The sequence below is a fragment of the Vibrio sp. Vb0667 genome (assembly GCF_033391095.1).
Genome location: NZ_JAWPOL010000002.1, coordinates 58,497 through 80,432 on the forward strand (window position 1 = coordinate 58,497; position 21,936 = coordinate 80,432).

21 protein-coding genes and 2 pseudogenes are annotated in these 21,936 nt (G+C 43.6%); 17 read left to right on the plus strand and 6 right to left on the minus strand.

Annotation, left to right across the window (positions count from 1 at the left end):
• The first annotated feature begins 71 nt into the window (after positions 1–71).
• On the plus strand, positions 72–500 hold the full coding sequence (locus tag R8269_RS02885; RefSeq protein WP_215810366.1) for a PaaI family thioesterase: 429 nt from the start codon (positions 72–74) through the stop codon (positions 498–500).
• Positions 501–526: 26 nt separating this feature from the next.
• Positions 527–916, plus strand: a complete 390-nt coding sequence (locus R8269_RS02890; protein WP_213886086.1) for a MazG nucleotide pyrophosphohydrolase domain-containing protein — start codon at positions 527–529, stop codon at positions 914–916.
• A gap of 43 nt (positions 917–959) precedes the next feature.
• Here the strand turns inward: R8269_RS02890 and R8269_RS02895 are convergent, their stop codons facing one another.
• The gene (locus R8269_RS02895) at positions 960–1,835 is read right to left on the minus strand and encodes a universal stress protein (RefSeq protein WP_215810367.1); all 876 of its coding nucleotides are present in this window, start codon (positions 1,833–1,835) and stop codon (positions 960–962) included.
• A gap of 215 nt (positions 1,836–2,050) precedes the next feature.
• Between R8269_RS02895 and R8269_RS02900 the strand changes: the two genes are divergently transcribed.
• Positions 2,051–3,394: a magnesium transporter gene (locus R8269_RS02900; RefSeq protein ID WP_215810368.1), complete on the plus strand. Its 1,344-nt coding sequence runs from the start codon at positions 2,051–2,053 to the stop codon at positions 3,392–3,394.
• Here R8269_RS02900 and R8269_RS02905 read toward each other — a convergent pair.
• On the minus strand, positions 3,371–3,631 hold the full coding sequence (locus tag R8269_RS02905; RefSeq protein WP_005376483.1) for a hypothetical protein: 261 nt from the start codon (positions 3,629–3,631) through the stop codon (positions 3,371–3,373). The genes R8269_RS02900 and R8269_RS02905 overlap by 24 nt on opposite strands.
• Before the next feature lie 53 nt (positions 3,632–3,684).
• On the opposite strand from R8269_RS02905, the gene R8269_RS02910 reads away from it, so the two are divergent.
• The 4 genes from R8269_RS02910 (at position 3,685) to def (ending at position 7,524) form a co-directional block, all read left to right on the plus strand.
• Positions 3,685–4,227 (plus strand): AAA family ATPase, encoded by a 543-nt coding sequence (locus R8269_RS02910; RefSeq protein ID WP_005376482.1) that lies wholly within the window; start codon positions 3,685–3,687, stop codon positions 4,225–4,227.
• Between the two features lie 107 nt (positions 4,228–4,334).
• Positions 4,335–5,780 (plus strand): AGE family epimerase/isomerase, encoded by a 1,446-nt coding sequence (locus R8269_RS02915; protein ID WP_318222448.1) that lies wholly within the window; start codon positions 4,335–4,337, stop codon positions 5,778–5,780.
• A gap of 538 nt (positions 5,781–6,318) precedes the next feature.
• Positions 6,319–6,783: an ABZJ_00895 family protein gene (locus R8269_RS02920; RefSeq protein ID WP_017635325.1), complete on the plus strand. Its 465-nt coding sequence runs from the start codon at positions 6,319–6,321 to the stop codon at positions 6,781–6,783.
• Between the two features lie 234 nt (positions 6,784–7,017).
• Positions 7,018–7,524, plus strand: coding sequence for a peptide deformylase (gene def, locus R8269_RS02925; protein WP_318222449.1), 507 nt, complete (start codon positions 7,018–7,020; stop codon positions 7,522–7,524).
• A gap of 72 nt (positions 7,525–7,596) precedes the next feature.
• On the opposite strand, the gene R8269_RS02930 is transcribed toward def, so the two are convergent.
• Positions 7,597–8,004, minus strand: a complete 408-nt coding sequence (locus tag R8269_RS02930) for a helix-turn-helix domain-containing protein (RefSeq protein ID WP_031778925.1) — start codon at positions 8,002–8,004, stop codon at positions 7,597–7,599.
• 84 nt (positions 8,005–8,088) lie between these two features.
• Between R8269_RS02930 and R8269_RS02935 the strand changes: the two genes are divergently transcribed.
• The 4 genes and pseudogenes from R8269_RS02935 to R8269_RS02950 all read left to right on the plus strand — a co-directional run bounded on the left by R8269_RS02935 (position 8,089) and on the right by R8269_RS02950 (position 11,737).
• The gene (locus R8269_RS02935) at positions 8,089–8,592 is read left to right on the plus strand and encodes a DUF2938 domain-containing protein (protein ID WP_025767821.1); all 504 of its coding nucleotides are present in this window, start codon (positions 8,089–8,091) and stop codon (positions 8,590–8,592) included.
• A 226-nt stretch (positions 8,593–8,818) separates the two neighbouring features.
• Positions 8,819–9,852 (plus strand): annotated as a pseudogene (locus tag R8269_RS02940) (phospholipase A).
• A gap of 93 nt (positions 9,853–9,945) precedes the next feature.
• Entirely contained in the window at positions 9,946–10,404 is a 459-nt protein-coding gene (locus R8269_RS02945) for a hypothetical protein (protein WP_005388759.1), read from the plus strand.
• A 328-nt stretch (positions 10,405–10,732) separates the two neighbouring features.
• Entirely contained in the window at positions 10,733–11,737 is a 1,005-nt protein-coding gene (locus R8269_RS02950; protein WP_206969559.1) for a metal-dependent hydrolase, read from the plus strand.
• 40 nt (positions 11,738–11,777) lie between these two features.
• On the opposite strand, the gene R8269_RS02955 is transcribed toward R8269_RS02950, so the two are convergent.
• Both R8269_RS02955 and R8269_RS02960 read right to left on the minus strand, forming a co-directional pair.
• Positions 11,778–12,170 carry a hypothetical protein gene (locus R8269_RS02955; protein ID WP_005376463.1) on the minus strand — a complete coding sequence of 131 codons (393 nt, stop codon included), beginning with the start codon at positions 12,168–12,170 and terminating at the stop codon, positions 11,778–11,780.
• Positions 12,171–12,669: 499 nt separating this feature from the next.
• Positions 12,670–14,430, minus strand: a complete 1,761-nt coding sequence (locus tag R8269_RS02960; RefSeq protein ID WP_238967207.1) for an ABC transporter ATP-binding protein/permease — start codon at positions 14,428–14,430, stop codon at positions 12,670–12,672.
• Between the two features lie 311 nt (positions 14,431–14,741).
• Here R8269_RS02960 and R8269_RS02965 point away from each other — a divergent pair, with 311 nt between their 5' ends.
• Positions 14,742–17,384 carry a hypothetical protein gene (locus R8269_RS02965; RefSeq protein WP_171344640.1) on the plus strand — a complete coding sequence of 881 codons (2,643 nt, stop codon included), beginning with the start codon at positions 14,742–14,744 and terminating at the stop codon, positions 17,382–17,384.
• 204 nt (positions 17,385–17,588) lie between these two features.
• On the opposite strand, the gene R8269_RS02970 is transcribed toward R8269_RS02965, so the two are convergent.
• Positions 17,589–18,494: a LysR family transcriptional regulator gene (locus R8269_RS02970; protein WP_165439074.1), complete on the minus strand. Its 906-nt coding sequence runs from the start codon at positions 18,492–18,494 to the stop codon at positions 17,589–17,591.
• A gap of 109 nt (positions 18,495–18,603) precedes the next feature.
• Between R8269_RS02970 and accD the strand changes: the two genes are divergently transcribed.
• From accD to R8269_RS02995, 5 genes and pseudogenes are all read left to right on the plus strand, one after another.
• The gene (accD, locus tag R8269_RS02975) at positions 18,604–19,473 is read left to right on the plus strand and encodes an acetyl-CoA carboxylase, carboxyltransferase subunit beta (protein ID WP_171344638.1); all 870 of its coding nucleotides are present in this window, start codon (positions 18,604–18,606) and stop codon (positions 19,471–19,473) included.
• A gap of 224 nt (positions 19,474–19,697) precedes the next feature.
• Positions 19,698–20,558, plus strand: coding sequence for an immunity 49 family protein (locus R8269_RS02980; protein ID WP_171344637.1), 861 nt, complete (start codon positions 19,698–19,700; stop codon positions 20,556–20,558).
• A 52-nt stretch (positions 20,559–20,610) separates the two neighbouring features.
• Positions 20,611–20,835: pseudogene (locus R8269_RS02985) on the plus strand (hypothetical protein); the annotation flags it as partial.
• Between the two features lie 82 nt (positions 20,836–20,917).
• Positions 20,918–21,178, plus strand: coding sequence for a DUF5062 family protein (locus R8269_RS02990; protein WP_005376453.1), 261 nt, complete (start codon positions 20,918–20,920; stop codon positions 21,176–21,178).
• Positions 21,179–21,402: 224 nt separating this feature from the next.
• On the plus strand, positions 21,403–21,897 hold the full coding sequence (locus R8269_RS02995) for a YcxB family protein (protein ID WP_213885581.1): 495 nt from the start codon (positions 21,403–21,405) through the stop codon (positions 21,895–21,897).
• Positions 21,898–21,936 lie beyond the last annotated feature (39 nt).

Below are 21,936 nucleotides of genomic sequence, written 5' to 3' on the forward strand. Positions count from 1 at the left end.
AAGATTACTCGCCGTTTCTTTTTAATTGTTGGCATATGCTAATTTCTCTTTTGAGAAACCGAGTAACTATCATGTCTACAAACAGCTATTGTCATTACACTCACGAATCTCATCATCAATGTGCGGTTTGTTCTTCAATTAATGTGAATCCGAACTCTTTGTCCGTGAACTACCAATACCTAGCCGATGGTTCTGTTGTCGGAGAGTTTCACGTTTTACCGCGTCATCAAGGTTACACAGACCTGTTGCATGGTGGTATTGCCAGTTCGCTTCTCGATGGTGCAATGACGCATTGTTTGTTATCTAGAGACATTCAAGCCCTTACGGCGCAGTTGGATGTGCGCTACCATGCACCTATTCAGTTAGATGATCGAGTCACGATTACTGCACACTGTGAAGGTGAACGACGCGGTATATATCAACTGGTGGCTCAATTGCGGGTCAATAGCGAAGTTAGAGTGACGGCTAAAGGGAAGTTTATTCGTCCTAAAAAGGCATAAATAAAAACGTGTTCTACGGAGAGGCAATGAAGAAATTTGATGAGCTGTATGCAATTGCGACGAGAAAATCTCAATATGACCAAACCAACACTTGGTTTAAAGGCGTAGAGACTTATCTGGAGGCCATTGGCAAAGAAGTTGATGAAGTCCGCGAAGAGATTCGTGAGGATCGCCTTTGTCATTTGGAAGACGAGTTAGGCGATGTGTTGTGGAACTACCTTAACGTATTAAAAGCGCTGGAAAGAGAAAAGGGTATAGATCCTGAGAAAGTACTCGAAAGAGCCTGCAACAAATACGATCAGCGTGTATCTGCGATTGAGTCGGGACGCAGTTGGGATGAGATAAAACAGCAGCAGAAACAAGCCTTGAACGCAGAGCATGAAGCCGCGCAGTTAGAAGGTGTAAAGAGCCAATAACTGCGCTTGGTATTGAAAGGGTTGGTTAATAGGGAATACCTAGTCAGCCCTTGGAGCTGTTGACCAACAGTAGGTCACAAGGTGGTTGGTCAAGTAACGTGTCTACAGTGCTGCCAGACCAAAATTGAGATGACATGCTTCGTTTACATGCCCCCATAATCAAAATCGCTGCTTGTGATTGCTTAACTGCTTTTGGTAACGCCGTTTCAGGGTTTCCTTCCGGTAATAGTAATGGAACTCGCGTTAACTTTTGCGCACTAATAAAGTCTGTAATGCCTGCTTTTTGATTGCTTAATATCTCTGCACGATAGCGAGAGAGGTATGGTGCGACGTATCGGCAGTAAACGAGCGTCATTTTCCCGCTTAAGGTTTGTTCTAATTTTGAGCCTCGCGAGACGATGGCTTTATCTACTATCGACTTTTCATCCCCTCGATGAAGTGGGTCGATTGCACAAAGCATGTTGGCGTGAGAAGGCCATGACCGCTCACTCAGTAGCAACAAGTCGCAATCTTGTTGTGCTAGTTCTGTGAGCATCGTTTGAATCTCGTGTTTGTTAAAGTGTCCCACGAGCAGTAAGTCAGTGTGGTCAACAAGCCGTTTCGCAACTTGCTCAACCCAATGGCTCCCTTTGAAATGCTCGTAAGAGAGCTTTGGTGTTTCAAGCTCTTCTTCTTCACAAAGTTCGACAATTAATGCGTTGAACTTTAAGGTCCAAGCTTCAAACTCAGCTTGTCTTTTTTCTATATGGCAAGAGTTGAAACTGAGAAAATGAGCGAATGCGTGATCTTCACTTCGGCGATGGTCTTCCACTAAAACTACAATAGGCTGAGCCAGCGCTGTCGAAAATTGAATCACTTTACGAAGCACCTTACGACTTGGTAAGGCGGCCTGCTGAGTCAGAAAAAATACAGGTGCCATTGATTACTCCATTATCAAACAAGGCGAATGAGCCTGACACACATTCAAGTCTATACCATGAACTGATGCAGAGGCGTTTTGTTTCTGCGAGCGAAATATAAATTCCGCAATTAAGTCAACTATCGCCTAGAATTTTAACATCAAGAATTCATGCCTTCGGATAGCACATATCGTCAATGCGGCGAATGTGGTAGTGAAAGCTATAGGTAAAAGTAATGATAGATTCCAGCCAATTACAAATTAATCGCAAAGTGCCTCATTTGCTTGCCGAGATCATTAAAGCGATAGAGTCGACCGAAGACCTCGGTTTTTTGAAAGACTATCAGGAAGCGCAAATCGCGAACATTTTGGAGTCGGTCAACATTGCTTATCGTAAACGCGTGATAGAAGCGGTGCCGCCAGAGAAGTACTGGACGGTATTAAATTTGCTGCGATATGACACCGCCAAGCACATTCATCAATCACTCAACAAAGAGCTGCAACATGAACGCTTAGCGTACATCACGGATTCGGAACTGATCATCTTTGCAGACTTTCTACCGACCGAATTTGTAGATGAATACCTTATTGATCAAAGTGAAGAGTCTGTCGCGCATATCCAACAAGCATTGTCGTATGAAGACAACAAAGTTGGACGTTATGCCGAGCCTCACTTTCTGGTCGCAAACCCTAAAAACAGCGTAGGAGGCATCAAAACCGAGCTGCTAAAACGTGGGCAAAGTCCAGTGCGGTTGATTATTGTGCGTGATGCGAGTGGTGTGATTGGTACGATAGAGCCGCAAACCCTGTTGCTGCACGAAAATCATATCAAACTTACCGACTTGACCGTAGTTACGCCAATTCTAGAAGATATTCAAACGATTCAAAGCGTCAGCAAACAAGTCTCGATTGATGGTGGAGCACATTGGTTTCCTATCATGGCTGGTGGCAAAATTATGGGCGTCTTGTCGATGGCGACCATCGCGATTACGTTGCGCGAACTCAGCCTACAAGCTGTAGTGGCAGAAAACGTACGAAGCGAAGAAGATTTGTTCACACCATTAAGCGTGGCGACAAGGTTAAGAGCACTTTGGCTAGTGATTAACTTGCTGACCGCTTTCGTAGCCTCCGCCATCATTGGGCTTTTTGATAATGTGGTCGAGCAAGTCGTTGCGCTTGCGATCTTAATGCCTGTCGTGGCGAGCATGGGCGGCATCGCGGGTAGCCAAACCTTAGCGGTGGCCATTCGAGGTATCGCACTAAACCACTTGCACCAAAGTAACTTGAAGCTATTGGTGAATAAGGAATTAAAAATCGCCACCATTAATGGTTTAATTATGGGATTGGTGATCGCGGGTGTCGTTTACATGGTGTTTGACTCTTGGCCATTGGCGCTTATTATCTGTTGTGCAATTTTCCTCAATAGTTTGGCGGCCGCGGCATCGGGGACGTTGATACCATTCACGTTGAAGAAGTTTAACATTGACCCCGCCGTGGCTGGCTCGGTAGTATTGACGACCGTTACCGATGTCGTCGGTTTCTTTGCGTTCTTAGGCTTAGGTGCCATTTTCTTGATATAGATATCCAATTGACGCGTTAACCATCAGAACCAATCGCACCACTTCCCAACCCAGTATTTTGGGCGAGCTTGCTTCGCTCAGCATTCCTCCGTTTTCCATAACCGATGAACACGTCGTTTCGGTTCTTACTTTGTAAATCTCTTCACTGCTCAGTTCTATTCCCCCAAATTTCCCACTACCGATCTCGCTTAACGCTGGCGTGCCAAATTCCAATTTCAAACGCCAGATGATGCCCATTTTCTTGGCTGTACACGCATTACTTCACTCAAACAAAAAATAAGGAAACAATTTTGAATAAACTCATCGTATTCTCTGGTGGTCCCGGTGCAGGGAAAACTTCGGTAATCGAACAGCTAAAAACACAAGGTTTTATCTGCGCGCCAGAAACCGGCCGTCAAATAATACAAACGCAGGTTGCCAATCACGGTTCAGCATTACCTTGGAATGACAAACAAGCTTTTCGAGACGAAATGATGAAGGCAGAAGTGAGCAATTACCGAGCTTTCAATGTCCACCAAGGGAATGTGTTTTTTGATCGCAGTATTGTGGACGTATATGGCTACAGTAAGTTGGAACAACTGCCAATCTCGCATGAGCTCATCACGCATTGCCAGACGCTTCGTTATCATTCTCAAGCATTCATTTTTCCACCGTGGACGTCGATATTCAGCAACGACGAAGAGCGAAAGCAAGACTTTTCTGAAGCGGTGGCTACGTATCAACAGATGGTCAACGCTTATCACAAATTTGGTTATCAATTGATCGAAGTGCCCAAAATGTCAGTCGAAGACAGAGTAGCGTTTATTCTCGGCTCAGTCATCGAACAAGGCTGAAAGATGATTGATGCAAACAAATGCGTAAGGCTATTGTGAGCACGACAACAATATGCGTAAAGGGAGTTATTTATACTGGATAAAATTCAATAACTTAATTGAGTGTTATGTCTTTTAAATATCTTACCTTATTGCTCGCAACGACGAGCATGAGCAGCTTTGCTGATGTAGGCCTGCCTTCGGGGGATGATTGGTTAAACCATGTGACGAATGGCCTAGCCCCATATTGGATGATGGAAAGCGCGCATGGACAACCTGCGGGGAATTTTCCGACTTTTCGTTGTGATAACGGTGTCATTCTCGACCCACAAAAGCCGTGTGGAGAATTAAACAAAGGGTGGATTAGCCCGCACTTCGATCGCGAATACACCCGCATGAAATCGCGCCAAACTTACGCTTATGGCGTGCTTTTTCATCTTACGGGTGACAAGCAAGCATTAGAGCTGGCAAAGAAAGGGGCTTATTACCTGATTGATCATCTACAAGATGAGAAAAACGGCGGCTTTGTGAGCTTTACGCGTAGTGGGAAACCGGGGATGGAGTGGCAACAACGAACTTCTCAAGACCAAGCTTACGCCTTGGTGGGTTTGGCGATGTATTACTACTTGACTCAAGATCCAAAGGTCGAACAAGCGCTCATCGACCAGCAAGCGTTTATATTTAAACAATACCGACGAAGCGATGATCGCGGTCTGGCTTGGGTTTTGAAAGACGGTGATGGGGAAAGTGCGAAGCAGCAAGAGCTAGTCGCTCAACTTGACCAGATCAATGGCTATCTGTTGTTAACGGCGCCACTTTTACCACCGCCAGCGCAAGCCAAGTGGAAGCAAGATCTGCAATGGCTGACGCAAGTGATGATAGATAACTACCATTCCGTCAAAGAGCAGCGCTTTTATGGCGCGATACACCACAAAGCGGTAATGATGCCAGATGCGAAACACAATGATTTTGGACACACCATCAAGGCGTATTGGATGACGTATCTGACAGGTCAGTTGTTGGAAAATTCAAAGTGGACAGAGTTTGGTTTCAAAGGAATGAAACACACGCTTAAACAAGCGCAATACCAGCAAAACTTTGAGCAAGTCAAAGCGCTTTTCTCACCAGAATGGCAGAGTAAATGGACGCAAGAGAGCATCCCTGCTTGGCAATCAAGACCATATAAGCATTATAGCTCGTCTTGGGAATGGGCAGAGCTTGATCAAGCGGCAATGACAGTTTCCCTTGTTGATGGTTCGATGAAAGAAACGCTTCAATACACGTTACCCACTTTTATGGATGCATGGGTGGATCATCAATATGGAGGCGTCGGTCTAAGCCCTAAATCAACCAAAGCGTTCCATTGGGGAAATGGTTACCACCAGTTTGAACATGCGTTGGTCGGGTATTTGTACGCGCAACAAATGGCAAAACAGCCTGCCAAGCTTTACTACGCACGACCATCAGAGAGCAAAATGCCACTTAATCCGTATTACTTTAGCGCAGACGTAAAATCGTTGTCGTCACAAAGTGATGGAGTCACCATCGCGACATTCACCAATATTCGACCTTAGGTTGGTCGATGGTGATGTGTTAGTTAAAGTCCGCGTAAAAGCCGATAAAGTCCTCCGATAGCAAGGATGACTATTAGCTATCTAGGTCTGTCACTAGATAAGCTTCAAGCAGTAATTGTGTAGGTAATGATCCCTGGGCACTTATAAAAAGCCGTCAGAACCAACTGGTTTTGACGGCTTTTTATTCTATGACAGGTAGAGGCTTCAATTTTCAGCGCTATAGGTCCATGAAAACTTAAGTGAGATTCCAATCACGTCGCATGATCTCACTAGTGTCATTGGAAATAAATGAATTGTTTCTGATACATAGAACGTATTAACATGGTTGCACTGGGTCCATATGAGTAAGCTTATTGAATATACAATTTGAGAGAGAGGGTTTAGTTATTAAAAATAACAGTTAGTTGGAATCTAGGTTAAATGAAAATAAAACTATTTAAAAAGCTACAAGTTGTATTTCTTGTGGTGTTGTTTCTCTAGGTTGTCCAAGCGGAAGCATGATCTAAAACGCTTATTTTATTCAAATAAATGGAAAGAAATGAAAGTGGAATTAAAAAATAACTATTCAGAATCAGAAATAAACCAGCCACCATCGGTACTTCTTGTTACGTCTCTGTTGTGTCTGGCGTCCGTTTGTTGGGCTGCATTGCTGTTGGCCATTGAATATATTGTTGGGATAGAAATGAGTGGTACAGGCTTTCTTAGCACGTTAATCCCAGCCATGAGTGTTGGTTATTACTTCGGCTACAAGACTGGAGATGTAATGCCATCAAAAACAAGATGGTATGCTGTTTTACTGTGGACTTTAGCAAGTTTGGTAGTGTTCTCTCTTATCTTAATGTCGTTAGATATTTCTCCGTTTTATTTATTATCTGAGCTCGGTGGGGTAAGTATTTTTATTGCTATCATAATGCTAATAACGATTGGCATCGCCTACTTAATTTTAAAAAGTGGTGAGAAAATGGCGATTAGAGTATTACTCAAAGCCAAGGAAAGTCAGTAGATAAAATACAACAAACGATTCAATTAGGATCATGACAAGACGCCAGCCATAATGTGCTGGCGTTTTAGTTTCCTGTTTATAGGATTTTTTGTCTAAAAGGCAAACCCATTGATTGTGTTGTCGTTTGAGTTAATGGTTTATGCCTTGTGCGCAAGATAGCTTAGCAGGTTTATGTATCGAGAAACGTGTGTATAATTCGCCACGAATTACGATTTATAGATATGAAAGGTAAGTATGGCAGTCCTCGAAATTCTCTCCATTCCAGACCCAAGGCTTAAAGTAAAAGCAGAAAAAGTCACTGATGTATCGACAGTACAAACGCTGATAGACGATATGCTAGAAACACTTTACGCAACGGGCAATGGTATCAGTTTAGCTTCAACCCAAGTAGGCAGAAAAGAGGCGGTTGTTGTCATCGATATCTCTGACGAACGCAATGACCCTTTAATCTTGGTTAACCCAGAAGTGGTGAGCGGAGAAAACAAAGCACTTGGTCAAGAAGGGTGCCTATCTGTTCCTGAGTACTACGCAGATGTAGAGCGTTACACGTCAGTTGTTGTTTCTGCACTAGACCGTGATGGCAACCCGATTACAATCGAGAGCGATGAGTTCTTGGCGATTGTGATGCAGCACGAAATTGATCACCTATCTGGTAACTTGTTCATTGATTACCTTTCACCGTTAAAGCAAAAAATGGCGATGAAAAAAGTGAAGAAGTACGTAAAATCGCAAGCTAAGTAATATGAAAGGAAGTAACTCACAACCGCGAGTTACTTCCTTGTAAATCAAGAATAGGACGGTAGGGAGAGCGGTTTATCTCTGCTTTTGGGGGACATAACGCTTTACGACCTTCATAAGCTTCTGAAATGAAGAACAGTCCATATGTGACTCATGAGGGCAGGTGGCAACATGGTTTAGGCTGTCTCGCACCGCTTTCAAACGTTTTATTTGCTCATCAATCTCAAGTGCCTTTTTCGTTAGTAAGTCACGATCGATATATGGCTTTGAAACTTCTGATTGATTCAACATTTCTGCCATTTCGTTAAGCGATATTCCAGCGATACGCCCCAAACTAATTAAATTGAGTGTATTGAGTACCTCTGGTGAATATTGGCGTCTCAATCCATTCCTTCCTATCGAGCGAATTAACCCCAGCTGTTCGTAGTACCTGAGCGTTGAAGTCGGCAATCCTGATTTTCTAACCACTTCTGCAATATCCATATTATTCCCCATTGACTTCAAGTTGGCTTTAAGTTGTAGCATGCAACTAAGACATTAACAAATCAAAAACTTGAGGAGAGAAAAATGCTGCTTTTAATGGGATTGCAAGCGGTGCTAATAGGGATTGGTGCCACTTTGATAATGGATTTATGGGCATGGTTACAAAGGAGAGTGTTTGGTATTCCTTCATTAAACTATGCGTTGGTTGCGCGCTGGGTTTTGTACATGCCCCAAGGAAAGTTTATGCATGCGCCAATTATGGCGTCAGAGGCGATGCCGGGAGAAAAGTCACTGGGCTGGTTTTTGCATTATGCCATCGGCGTTACTTTCGCTTTGGCTCACGTTACTGTTTTTGGTCATCATTGGTTGGTAGAGCCCAGTCTAATGCCTAGCTTAATTACAGGCGTGGTAACGTTGATCTTCCCATTTTTGGTCATTCAACCTTGTCTAGGATTTGGTTTTGCTGCGAGTAAAACCCCAACACCTTGGAAAGCCCGTTTTCTTAGCACATTGGCGCATTTGGGTTATGGTTTGGGTTTATTCATTGCCGGGTTTGCAATCAAAGTTACGAGCCAGTATTTTGCATAGATAAAATGAGCATCATGCAAACGAGTGGTTTTTATCTATGATGCTCAACTCTTGGTTGTTTTTTGCGCTTTGATCATAGTTGACCGATATGTCTAAAGTCTGTTGCATTTATCCAAGACGTAAAGTCGGCGGACATTTAACATTGCCTTAACGTCAGAATGGCAAGCGGTTTACCAAGAAAAACTAAAATTATCTGGTTTGACATAAAGAATATTAAGGGTTTCAGATGGCTTCAAAAGTGGCAGGGATATCAATACTGAGTTTATTGGCAGCGCCAGTTGCGATGGGAGAAACAGCCAGTGCTTATGATTTATGTTTGCTAGACAAAATAAAGCAAAGCAAAGCAAAGGTGAAGAAACCATAAAGAGCATTCGCGCGCAGTGTGAGCTTGACACAGTAACCAGCACAGTGCCCGCTGATCCAGAAATTGAAGAGCCTGAAGAACTTCAGGAAAGTTTGGTCGACAAGCGTTTGGAATCAGAACGAGAAAACGCGTTCGAACCGTTTAGTCTGGTCGCGCATCGCGTTAACTATATTCTTCCGTTTACATACAGTGATCGTGTAAATAAACGCGCGTATGCCGACACCAAATACGGCGATGAACTGCGTAAGGAAGAGGCGGAGTTCCAAATCAGTTTTAAAGTACCAATGAACTATGATGACTTGTTGTTTGATGGCGATGGTCTGTTTTTTGGAATGACTCTTAAATCATTTTGGCAGGTATATACGGGTGCAGCATCTCGTCCATTCCGTGAAACCAATTATCGTCCAGAGCTTTTTTACTACACCCCAACTGACTGGAAACCACTTGATGGTTCGACTTGGTTAGGTTTTGGTATTGAACATGAGTCTAACGGTCAGAGACAGGAGCTATCGCGCAGTTGGAACCGTGTCTATGCCAACGTAACCTTTGCAAAAGACAATTTTGCGGTTTCTATCCAGCCTTGGTGGCGTATACCTGAAGATGAAAAGACATCGCCTAATGATCCCAAAGGTGATGATAACCCGGATATCGAAGACTATATGGGACACTTTGAGCTATCGAGTGCTTACAAGTGGAATGGTTACGAGTTTACCTTTTTAGGTCGCCAGAACTTTCAAACACATAAGGGTTTTGCAGAACTGGGAGTGTCATTTCCGATTTGGGGCAAAGTTCAGGGGTACGCACAATACTCAGCGGGTTATGGTAAGAGCTTGATCGACTATGATCATAATCAGCAGCGGATTGGTGTTGGTATTGCAATCAACGGTGTTTTGTAGTTTTGCGTAGATGGATAGAAACTAACACTGGCAATTGAAATTTCAATATTTAGAATGCGAGGCTGAAATTGATTTCTAACCTAGAGTGATTTTATGCTTCGTGATTACACCTTCGATTGTCTTGTAACTATGCCTCGCCATGAGCTGGAAGAGTTTAGTGCTCGTATGATCAGTAAAATGGTGCCAGAAGACGTGATGAATGAGCTGTTCACTTTTGATCAAGAAGAAGTGGATAGTGAAGACCGCATGTTGTCTGCACGTCTTGATGCAATGCTACGCATGACAGCAATCGCACTGAGTGAAATTCAACAAGCGTTTGATGACTCAGACAACGCAAAGCAAAATAGCGAGCGAATGACGAGATTGGTGCTTTGGCATTTCTACGCGATCTCATTCCGTTTGGAAGAGGCCATCACGCTAGAAACACACTGTGCTCTAGTGGAAAAACTAATCGAAAATGCACCTTCGGATGTTTTTGCGTGGGTAAAAACATTGACGGAGCTGCTACACACTTACGCTGAAATCAACGCGAAAGAGAATCCTCAAGACTAAACACCTGTCGTTTATCGTTCAGTAAATTAGAAACAAGGCGAGCCATTTGGTTCGCCTTGTTTTTTCGCGTCAGATAAACCTTCGGGTTTGAAATACCAAACAAGCCTAGACTCAGATTTGTTCGTTCACTAGCGAACGGCGTGATTCCTTCTTACACTAAATCAAGGTGTTTGTTGCTAAACAAGCAAATGCATGACTAAGTCGTGTATTGTTTTCCACTTAAATGCGGATAATTTATGTCGAAGAACCTTCTGGTTTTTAAATTGGAACCGACTATTGAGCGTGTACGCTTTCCAGCTGAGCTTCATCTATCTAAAGGAAGTGAACGATGGATCCGTTAACGCAAGGTTTATTGGGTGCAGCTTTGCCACTGGCCGTGAGCAACAAGCGAAACCTTGCAGTTGTTGGCGTGTTGGGCGTGGTCTCTGGGATGGCTCCGGATTTAGATGTGCTCATCCGTTCTTCAACTGATCCTTTGCTGTATTTGGAATACCATCGCCAATTTACTCACTCGCTCTTGTTTATCCCGTTTGGTAGTTTCATTTGTGCTTTGGTGTTGTATCCATTGTTCGCAAAAAAGCGAGGACTAAGCTTCCGGCAGAGTTGGTTTTACTGCGCGCTTGGTTATAGTACCCATGCGTTATTAGACGCATGCACCAGTTATGGAACACAGCTTCTATGGCCGATAAGCAACACGCGTTATGCTTGGAACACTATTTCGGTAATCGACCCCGCGTTCACACTCCCTATTTTAATATTGCTTTTGTTTGCTGCACTGAAGCGAAGCCCAAACTATGCCCGCATTGCATTTTTATGGTGTCTGGCTTACCTAAGCCTTGGAATGATCCAACGAGATAGAGCAGAAGCAGCTGGTTGGGAAATCGTCAAAGAGCGACAACACAACGCTATACAGTTAAAAGCCAAACCAAGCTTTAGCAATCTTTTGGTTTGGAAACTAATTTATGAAACGGAAGAGAGCTACTATGTAGATGCCGTAAGGGTGGGGCGTTCAATAAAAATTTACCCTGGCGAATCAACTCCAAAGTTAAATATAAAAGAGCAATTTCCGTGGCTAAACCCGCAATCGCAACAAGCAAGAGACATCGAACGTTTCCGTTGGTTTTCAAACGGTTTTGTAGCGACGGATCCGAATAATGAAATGCGAATTGTTGATATGCGTTATTCCATCGTACCAAACCAAATTAATGCGTTATGGGGCATCAATCTATCCCCAAAAGCCAGCGCAGACGCGCACGTTGAATACACTGCTCATCGAGGAAGTACTGCAGAAGATCGCCAAGTTTTTTTCAACATGCTTACGGATTTTGAGTGATGGTTTTACTTTGGATGTCGATGCGGTTTCGTAATAACTATTACGCAGACTGAAAGTCCTTTACTAGGGTCGGCTTGCTAGCGAAGAAAATCTTGCCAAACAGGGACTTGTACTTCCAGCCAAGAGACAAAAGCCGTTTAGCTAAGTTCTTGTTTTCAATGATTGCAACCTCAACACCTTGGTAGTGGTAAGGATTGCTTTTGATGTAGTCGATAAATGCAGTAAGCACGCCTTGCCCGCGAACGGAGGGTGCAAAGTTGACTGCTACAATAGAAAAGCGTTGGCTACCTGCTGGGCAACGGACTAAACAGTGCCCAAGAGGATGAGTAATAGTCTCAGAAAATTCAGGAAAAGGGCGAGACTCAAGCTCTTGAGAAAGCGCATCGTATCGCTGACATAGATAAGAAAATAGTTGTTTCGCTTCGCTGTTCATATCGGTGCCGCTTTTGTGTTGCTTGGTTTAAAGGCATTGATGTCTCAAACATTGTAACCATAGATAGCAACACAAAACGCGGTAAACTTTTTCAGCAATGATTTCCTATTTTTGAAACCTAGATTGTTACAAATGAAGTTGAATGGTTTTTATATGGTGGTTGTGAACGGTGTTTCTAGTTGAAGGAAGAATACGCTGGTTACTGGATTCTTACTGGAATTCCTTTGTTAAAAGGCGAGCTGCTTGGTTTAATGCCGCTCGTTTAACTGCGAGTGGCATCTTTTGTATTTCGTCACCTTGTACAGCGACGATGGGACATGATGTGGGATCTTCTATCCTAGCTTTTCATGGTCTAAATTATCTCATTAACCACTCAGAGCGCTGCTATTAGATTCCTAGTCTCGCAAGGGCTCGCTGGACTGACACAAAAACATCGTTAAACTCCTGTTATTAAATTATTTGGTCCGCCTTTGCTTATTTTTGAGCGCTTAACTAGGCGTTACTCCAAGTGCTTAAATTGCAATGCCACAAGTCGCTGATACAACTCACAGCTTTGCATTAATGATTGGTGGTTACCAACATCGACTAATTCGCCATTGTCGAGCACCGCAATTTTATCCGCATGTTGGATAGTCGAAAGACGATGAGCAATGATCAGCGTTGTGCGTCCTTTCATTAGAGCTTCAAGTGCTTGCTGAACGTGATGTTCACTTTCACTATCAAGGGCGCTGGTAGCTTCGTCTAGCAGTAAGATTTTTGGATCTTTTAGAATCGCGCGAGCAATCGCAATGCGCTGCTTTTGTCCGCCTGATAGCCTAACGCCGCGCTCCCCTAAAAAGCTGTGATAGCCTTCGGGAAGCTTCTCAATAAACTCATGGGCATGGGCTTTTTTCGCGGCTTCGATAACTTGTACATCCGTCGCTTCAGGATTACCGTAGCGAATATTATGAAAAACATCATGGCTAAACAGCGCTGGTTGTTGTGGTACGAGCGCCATTTGACGTCGAAGCTCGTTTGGGTCGAACTGTCGAATATCTTCACCACCAAACAACACTTGCCCTTGCTGTGGGTCATAAAATCGTTGCAGCAGTTCGAATAGTGTTGTTTTACCTGCACCAGAAGGGCCGACCAACGCCAGTACTTTTCCTTGTTCAGCGGTTAGATTTAATTCTTTGATTGCTGGTTGATTTGGGCGAGAAGGGTAGTTGAAACTCACCGAATTAAAGTTAACCTCAGCAGGCATGTCGGCACGGACAGGCAAATGGTTGCTTGGCGCTTTAATATCACTGTCTACTTGAAGGATCTCAATCAGCCGTTCGGTAGCACCTGCGGCTCTTTGCAATTCACCCATGACTTCGGAAATGGTTGCAGTCGATGAGGCAACCATAATGGCATAAAACACAAATGCGGCTAGGTCACCCGCAGACATTTTTCCCTGAATCACATCGCTGCCGCCTACCCAAAGCATGCCTGCAATCGCGCTGAACACAATCACAATAACGCCTGATATCAGGATCGCGCGCTGTTTTACTCTCTGTCTACCTACTTCATAAGCTTTTTCCACCTCGACAGCGAAAGCCGCTCGTTCATGCGACTCTGAGCTAAAACTTTGCACGGTTTTAATATGTTCTATCGCTTCTCCAGCGTAGCTGCCAACATCGGCCATTGAGTCCTGACTTTGGCGAGAGAGAGCACGCACGCGTCGTCCATAAAACAAAATCGGAACCAGAACCAAAGGCACAGAAGCAAGCACAATCAGCGTGAGCTTAACGTTGGTAGCGAATAACATAATGATGGCACCAAAACACATCAAAGCGCTACGCATCGCCATCGAGAACGATGAACCAATAATGCTTTGCAGCAATGTGGTATCGGTAGTCAGGCGTGACATAATATCGCCACTACTGTTGGTCTCAAAATAGCTCGGATGCAGCGTAATCACATGGTTAAACACCGCAAGGCGAATATCCGCACTAACGCGCTCACCTACGGCAGAGACAAGGTAAAAGCGAAAGAAAGTCCCAATGGCAATACACAATGTGACACCGACAATAAACTGAATCGCATTGGTGAGCTCTTGCAATGATTGCTGAGCAAAGCCTTGGTCGATAAGAATGCGCACTCCATAGCCAACGGATAACGTCAAACTTGCTGTCGCGACAAGGGCAACCAAGGCTGCCGCAACCCGCCATTTATAAGGTGCAATAAAGGTGCTGAGTTTAAGAAGAATGCTGAGATTTTTGTTATTTTTTCTGCTCATGAGTGACTCACAAAGCGTTTTAGGTAACTGGCATAGTAAGCGAGTTTGGTTGGTGAGACCAGTGGGGCTCTGGTTCGAGTAAAAGACGCCATTTTACTGAGGCTAGGGTGGGCTATTTGACCCCAAGGAATCAAAGAATTGTCAGGGGAAGTTACTTCAATTAGCTAACTCCACGGCACACCAATTTTCCATTTGAATTTCTAGTGAAGAATATAATGCTTTAGAATTAGTCTATCCTTACCTAAGCGTTTGGTTTATAATGAATTTATTCGATTAGGTTCTAAGCTTTCAATAAGCAGGAGGCTGGCTTAATGCCACAAGTAATAAACTGGTACGATATTGCTGAGAAATTGTTGTCTTCACAACCCGGTGAAGGATGTAAACCTTTCTTGGATGCTTACGATAAGCTCAAGCTCGGTGATGTTTGTGGTGCAGTATCGGCACTAGAAGAATTAAATGAACTGCAATACTACTTGAGCACCATAATGCTTGAAATTCAGTTGGTTGAATTGGGGGGAGATGTCACTCAGTTACCGTTATTCACACTGGGCTTACGTGAAAATGTACCTGTTGAGTCGCTGAAAACCTCTGAGATCTATCATGAGTTGAACCGAACTTGGACAGAAAAAGTTGCTGTCTTATTACCTTATGATGATGTCATGTATCGTAACCAATACTCCCGTAGTGATGGCGCATTGGAGGGTGTGATTCGCGCTCTCTGTGCCCAAGGCAAGCACGAAAAAGCGATACCTTATGCAAAGGCATCTAATACCTACAATCGCGAGTACGTAGCAGAGTCATGGGCTGAGATTATCCGAGGATTAGCCGATGGGAAGCTAAAAGATCAAGCAATTTGTAGCTTGAGTTCTCTTGGTGCACTTAGACCAATGATTCAAGACGGGGGGGATGAGGCGGCTGCCTATGGCACAGCTATTGAAACATTCGCAACCATCAACTTAGACAGCAATCACCCTGAAGTGCAGCGTTGTTATAAAGGATTGTTACGTCTTGCTCGTCATTATGCGCCAAGAGATTGTCGCTCTGGCGGTACATTTCGTGCAGCTGTCGCAGCGGCGAGGCTTGCAGGAAAACAAAATTGTGAGCGATGGTATGAAATTGCTGAGTCGCTAAGTAAGTATATCTGGAGTGCAGATCTCAATCAGAGAGCTAGCATCGCTTTAGAATTGGCATCCTATCAAATGGAAAAATGCTCAATTGAGGCTTTAAAGGAACATGTTGAACTGATTGGGTATGATTGGTCGGCTATTGATGACCCTGTATTTATCCTCAACCAATATGTAGACAGCAAAAGTCAGCACAAGCCAGATGCCGACACTGAACTGGCCAATGCAGTAAAAGCTGGCAAAGATGTTTGTGCACTAGTTGAACAAAGGATGATTGATGAAGACAAAAAAAATCCATTCGGCGCAAAAGAAGAAAATCGGTTAAAACTAGGGTGTAAGCTTTGCCTACCCGATGATGAACTAGAAAGGCTATACTCGGAAATTGCTCCTCGCTGGCAGAAATCGGCTCTAATAAATGGTGTTGCGTGGGGTTTTGAAGGGCAACCAGAACGTATATTACCCTATCTAATTAAGGCGTATCCAGAAGGAGATGAATTTGGTAACTACACAAAGCGTCTTCTTCCCTATTTAACTACGGAGTTGTTAGATAAGGCAGAAAAATTCTATGTAGAGAGTGAACAAAATAAACCTCTAACGTTACTTGCTGCTTATTGGTTTACAAAGGGAGATTTGTTAAAAGCGACAAGAGTTATTGGTAAACTTGGTAAGGCGACGTCAGTTGAAGAGTGGACGCCGTATTATCGTAGAGGGTTCCGTGCAGATAAACCGTTCATCACTATTGGTGAAAGCGAAAATAGTAAGAATGAACGGCCTTATTCGGGAGAGGTTGCAGATATTCCTTCGGTCATTAAAACATGTAAAACTGCAACTGCACTATTAGACGCTGTCAAGAAGCACTGGCAGGATGAAGCGTTTGTTCATGCAGTATTAAAAGCAGCTCAGTTGAAGAAATATCAAAAAAACTATGACGATCGCAGTGCTATCATTCAGCTGTTTATTGTCGCAGGTAGAGTGGATCAGGCTGTCGCATTGATACCTTCAGTGAACAAAGGGAAAAGTAAGCCAGGCGATGGTGATTATGCAGTGGAGCCACTAAAGGTTGTTCTTGACTATTTAAATGACTGCCCTGAACAAATAACACCTGAATTATTGACTTCATTATTGAATGAAGTTGCTAAAGTATTCCCTCAATGGGTGTGGAAGCTATTTTTCCAGTTAAGTCGATTAAGTTGTCGGCTTTCTATGCCATCTCGTGCTGAGCTGATGACTGAAATATTGGCAGTGAAACAGAAGGGATATCGACGACGTTTTGATCATGTGACTTTCTACTTGGGAGTATTAAAAGGCACGTTAGAAGTAGAAGGGTATAACGAACGTAATAAGTCGGAAATAGAATCCTGGTTTATGACTTTGAGTGAGCTAGTTCGTGGAGACTCTATGTATGTCGATTCAATCTGGATTATCAGTCAGTATGCCAACCTGAAAACTCATTTGCCTGAAGATATTTGGCAGCAATGGAGTGCAGATGTGTTAAACGTCTTGTACAGCCGTCAAGGGTTCAGGGGAAAACTCCATCCATCGCAACTATTTGAAGGTGCTTATCGTCATTTATGGTCTGTGAATGATGACAGTATCATGGGGTTGTTTTTACAATCAGGACAATTACCTCAACATCTTCATGCGGAGATTTGTAGAAGTATCTGGAAAGACATTCACCTTGCACCCAATCCGTTTGCAGTATTAACAATGACGCAACCTGAGCAAGCATCGACTGATGTCATGAAGCGTGAATTCGTTGAAGCATTGAGTCGGGTACTTATTCAGGAAAATCATCCGGATGCGCATCGTCTTAAAAACTTAATGGCATGAAGCGAAGAAATTGCGCAAGGGTGAATCTTTGCGATCTGACTTAAATTTTGTGTCAAGCTAATAACGAGAATGAATGGTTTGATAAGTTTCTAATCATGGGGGCAAGTTTTGCGTTTTGCTAAATGCAAGACTTACCCTAAGTCAAAGAAGAGCGGATAAGGTTACTTGTGTTAATTTGGTACTAATTCAGACCTGATCTGACAGTTACCCACTTGTTTCGTTATTCGCTTGGCGTTTTAAGTGCTCGATAAACTCCGGGATCTTCTTGGCTAAGTGTTTTCTTGAAGCGTAAAAGGCATACAGCACCAAATCTTCGGGTTCATATTCCAGTTCGATCACTTCCAGATCTCCTGATTCGATTTCTTCATGGCAAAACTCGACAGGTAGAATCGCAAACCCGAATCCTGCTAACGCGCCGGCTTTTGCAAGTTGCCCACTGTTGACCTTAAATGCAGATTGTACTCGTTGACTTATCAGTTCTCCTTCCGAATTTCTGAAAACCCAAGGTGTTCCTTTCAATGCAGTAAAGCTGCTGATACAAGGAACGTGCTTCAAATCGGTAATTTTGAAAGGTCTCTGACGTGTGTGCAATAGCTTAGGTGATGCGACCACAATACTCGGCCAACGCTTGATCTCTTTTGCAATCCAATTGCTGTCTTCAAGCTTGCCGCGGTGAAAACTCAAGATAACGTCAAACCCATCGAGCAAGTCCTCTTTAGGGCTTAGGTTCGTCTCGCAATTCAATGAAATAGCAGGGTACTGAGCACAAAAAGAGACGACGGCTTTAGCTAGTTCTGGTGAATCTGGCATGACAACGTTGAGCTGCCCCATGACCTCACGAGAGTGTTGCGTCACTTCTTCAAGCGCATCATTCAGTTTGTCTAACAAAGGCTGTGTGCGTAAATAGAGCTGTTCTCCAGCGTCTGTTGCACAGATTCGTCGAGTCGTTCTGTCGAATAAACGCACATCAAGCTGTTCTTCAAGTAACGCAATATGGCGACTGACATTTGATGTCGGCAGAGATAAAAACTCGGCGGCTCTTTTGAAGCTATTGTTCTCGTAGACACAATGGAAGCTTTTTAGCCATTGCTGATCAATTTTCTCAAGCATCTCCATTAATCCCATTTGGTTGGATTATAAAGCCAATAAGTTGCACTTTGTTACTTAAAACAGGTTTATACAATGCGAGTTACCGTTGTTTGGGCATAAAGGTTTTCCAATGAGTTGGTTAGAAAAACTATTAGATAAAAAGAACATCATTAATACGCGTAAAGCGTCGATTCCGGAAGGCGTATGGACTAAGTGTCCGTCTTGTGACCAAGTGCTGTATCGCATCGCGCTCAAGGAAAACTTGGAAGTTTGCCCCAAGTGTCAATACCATTTGCGAATGTCTGCGCGACATCGTTTAGATAGCTTCTTGGACAAAGGTGAGCGTATAGAGCTTGCTAGCGAATATGAGCCGAAAGATCTGCTCAACTTTAAGGACAAGAAACGCTACAAAGAGCGTCTTGCTCTCTCTCAAAAAAGTACTGGCGAGAAAGATGCGTTGGTCGTAATGAAAGGCGAGCTGTTGGGCTTACCCATCGTGGCTTGCGCGTTCGAGTTCTCTTTCATGGCTGGCTCGATGGGGTCGGTTGTGGGTGCTCGTTTTGTTGATGCCGTGAATACGGCGATAGAGGAAAATTGCGGGTTAGTTTGCTTTTCTGCGTGTGGTGGCGCACGTATGCAAGAGTCGCTGATGGCTTTAATGCAAATGGCAAAAACCAGCGCTGCGTTGGAGCGTTTATCCAATGCGCGCTTGCCTTATATCTCGGTATTGACCGATCAAACCTTTGGTGGCGTCTCGGCAAGCTTGGCAATGCTGGGGGACATCAATATTGGTGAGCCTGAGGCAAGAATCGGGTTTGCAGGGCGTCGTGTGATTGAACAAACCGTGCGAGAAAAGCTACCGGATGGCTTTCAACAAAGCGAGTTTCTGCTTGAGCATGGCGCTTTAGATATGATTGTGCAAAGGCACGATATGCGCGAGAGGATAGGCGGGTTGATAGCAAAACTCACTAATACAAGCATCCGACTAGAAGTTAAGTAATTGCGGTTGGCTCATGCTTTATATGTTCTTTGAGATATTTACTGATATGCAATCGATTGATTTAATAGCGTAAAGGCGGCTTTTCGATTCATTTTTTTCGATATAAGATACTGATTATAAATTGATTTCATAAAACAACTTCGGCATCATTCAATGCTTGATTTTGAGGATGATTATCATCACGGCAAAAATTAGAACAACTTATAATGCGAGGCTAGGGAACGATGGAACCAATGAAAAATCACTATTTAGAGATACCTGAAGAAAGAAAATTGCGTATTTTTCGTGAAGAAGACGAACGTTTCTATAGTTTTTGGGAAAAAATGCTTGATGAAAAACAATCTTTTTATCAGCAACCTCTCAAAAGAATGAAAGGCGATGCTTGGCATTCGCTCCACTCATTCTTCACTGCTTCAAAATATGGACAACATCATGCCTCGCCAGCTTATATAAAAAGAGCGCTTGAGTTACTGAATAACGTGTACTTACTGGCCAATAATTCAGAGCAAGTTGTTGAATTCTCCGTTGGGCACCGACATTGTTCGGAAGTAGGTAACCGTTCTGTTGCAGGGGGAACGATGGATGCTTGGTTGGATGAAATCTGTTTAACGATGGCCGCGAGAGATTGGCGCGGCGTAGAGCTGATGACCATCATGGATGAGTCGTTAGTGCGTTTAAAAGATCCATTCGATGTTGCGCTAGTCGAGTTCGTTAACGGTGTATTTAGCAATTCATCAGCGTTACCTGAGTTATTGCAAACTGTGATGGAGAAATCTTCTCCGCAATACTTAGAATCAACCAGAGTGCCCTATGTACATTCTTTGTTTATTCCATTTGTGAATGTGTTTGTTGCCATTATCGATGGCGATGAGGCGCATTATCAAGAAGCACTGAGAGATGCGTTAGAGGCGCATTACCAGTTCTACATGAATGAAGATGTTCGTTATTCGCCAAAAGGGAATGTTTCTTTGAAACTGATTGGTCTTGCTGCATTGGCATACGATAAGTATGGCTGGACAATTCCAGAAACCGCATATTTGCCGAAATGGCTCGTTTACGGTGAACAGGATCTTTGTTCTAAATAAATCATTAATAGAACACCTTATGTAGTGTCTGCAGCAATGCCGTTCGGCAGCACCTCAAGCAAACATGTTGCACCTTATCCTGCCATTTAGCTGTGAAGAGTTGAAAGAACTCCAATACACGTTTGCCACGGAAAAGGGCATTTGGTTTGGTAACCCGCAAGTCACGGCACATCCAAATCAATCGATTGTTGAATGGTATGTTGGTGACTACCTGCTCAATCTTGGTGATGACGAATTAAGGTCGTTTTTCAATCAGTTACTCGGTAAGAAGGCATAAACTTATCAATATGCGAGCTTACTAACACGCCATACGTGACACTTCATGTATTCTTAATTGAAGCGAAGAAGAGGATTTATCAATGTCAAAAAGCTCCAAGCTTCACAATGAAGACAAACTGGTTAAGAAGGCACTAGAGATTGGTGGGAAGATGGCGAAGCTACAAGGTTTTGACCTTCCTCAGTCACCACAACCTCTAAGAGTAAAAGCGATTTACCTATTCTTGGTCGATGCAAAACAGATCACGCCATTGCCGGAAAGCAAGCTAGACGGCGCAAGCATCAAACACCGACTGGCAGTATGGATACACAGTGCGTTGCCAGACAACGACCCTCTAAAGTAGAAAACCTCAACAAGTCACACAGGTTGTTAATTAGCAAGGCGAGCCAAATGGTTCGCCTTGTTTGATCTTGGCGAGAGCACCGAGGTCTTTTTGCGTGGCGGTATCATTGATTTACAAAACAGAATCAAAAGGACTAAAGATAAATCCCGAGAAGCGCTACAATGCATGCGTTGCGAGAGTGCAACCAAGAATACTCATTTATAGAAGCCTTGAAGTAACCATACATGTCTAAAGATTTCGAATTCACTACAGAATACACACTCGACAAGCCATTTTTTGCTGAGTGTTATGATCAAACTAGCCAGCCAACGAAGTTCCCACAAGCGTACCTAAAAGGGATGCTGTTTCTTATCTTTGGTGTGGTTTTATTGGAGTTTGAACTGCTACCTAACGGTTACGTCGGTTGGTTCTTTATCGTATTGAGTGTGATTGAAGCGTGCAGCGTTTACTTCAAAAGAACTTGGTGGCTGTGGCGTCAAACCATCAGCTCAAGCCGCGGCAGTAAAGTGGTGTTTGAAGTGAATGCAGATGGCGTGCGCTACAAAAGCGGTAAAGTTGACCGCAGCCTCGCTTGGAATGAAATCGACCAACTCGAACAAACTGATTTGGGCTTTATCCTTCACCTTGGTAAACAACGCCAATACATCAGCAAATCTTGCTTAAGCGAAGAAGTGATCGCGTTTATGGTAGAGCGGCACGCGGCATCAAAAGCGAGCTAACCAACTCACATCAAGCTGGAATGAGCGATCGAAAAAGTA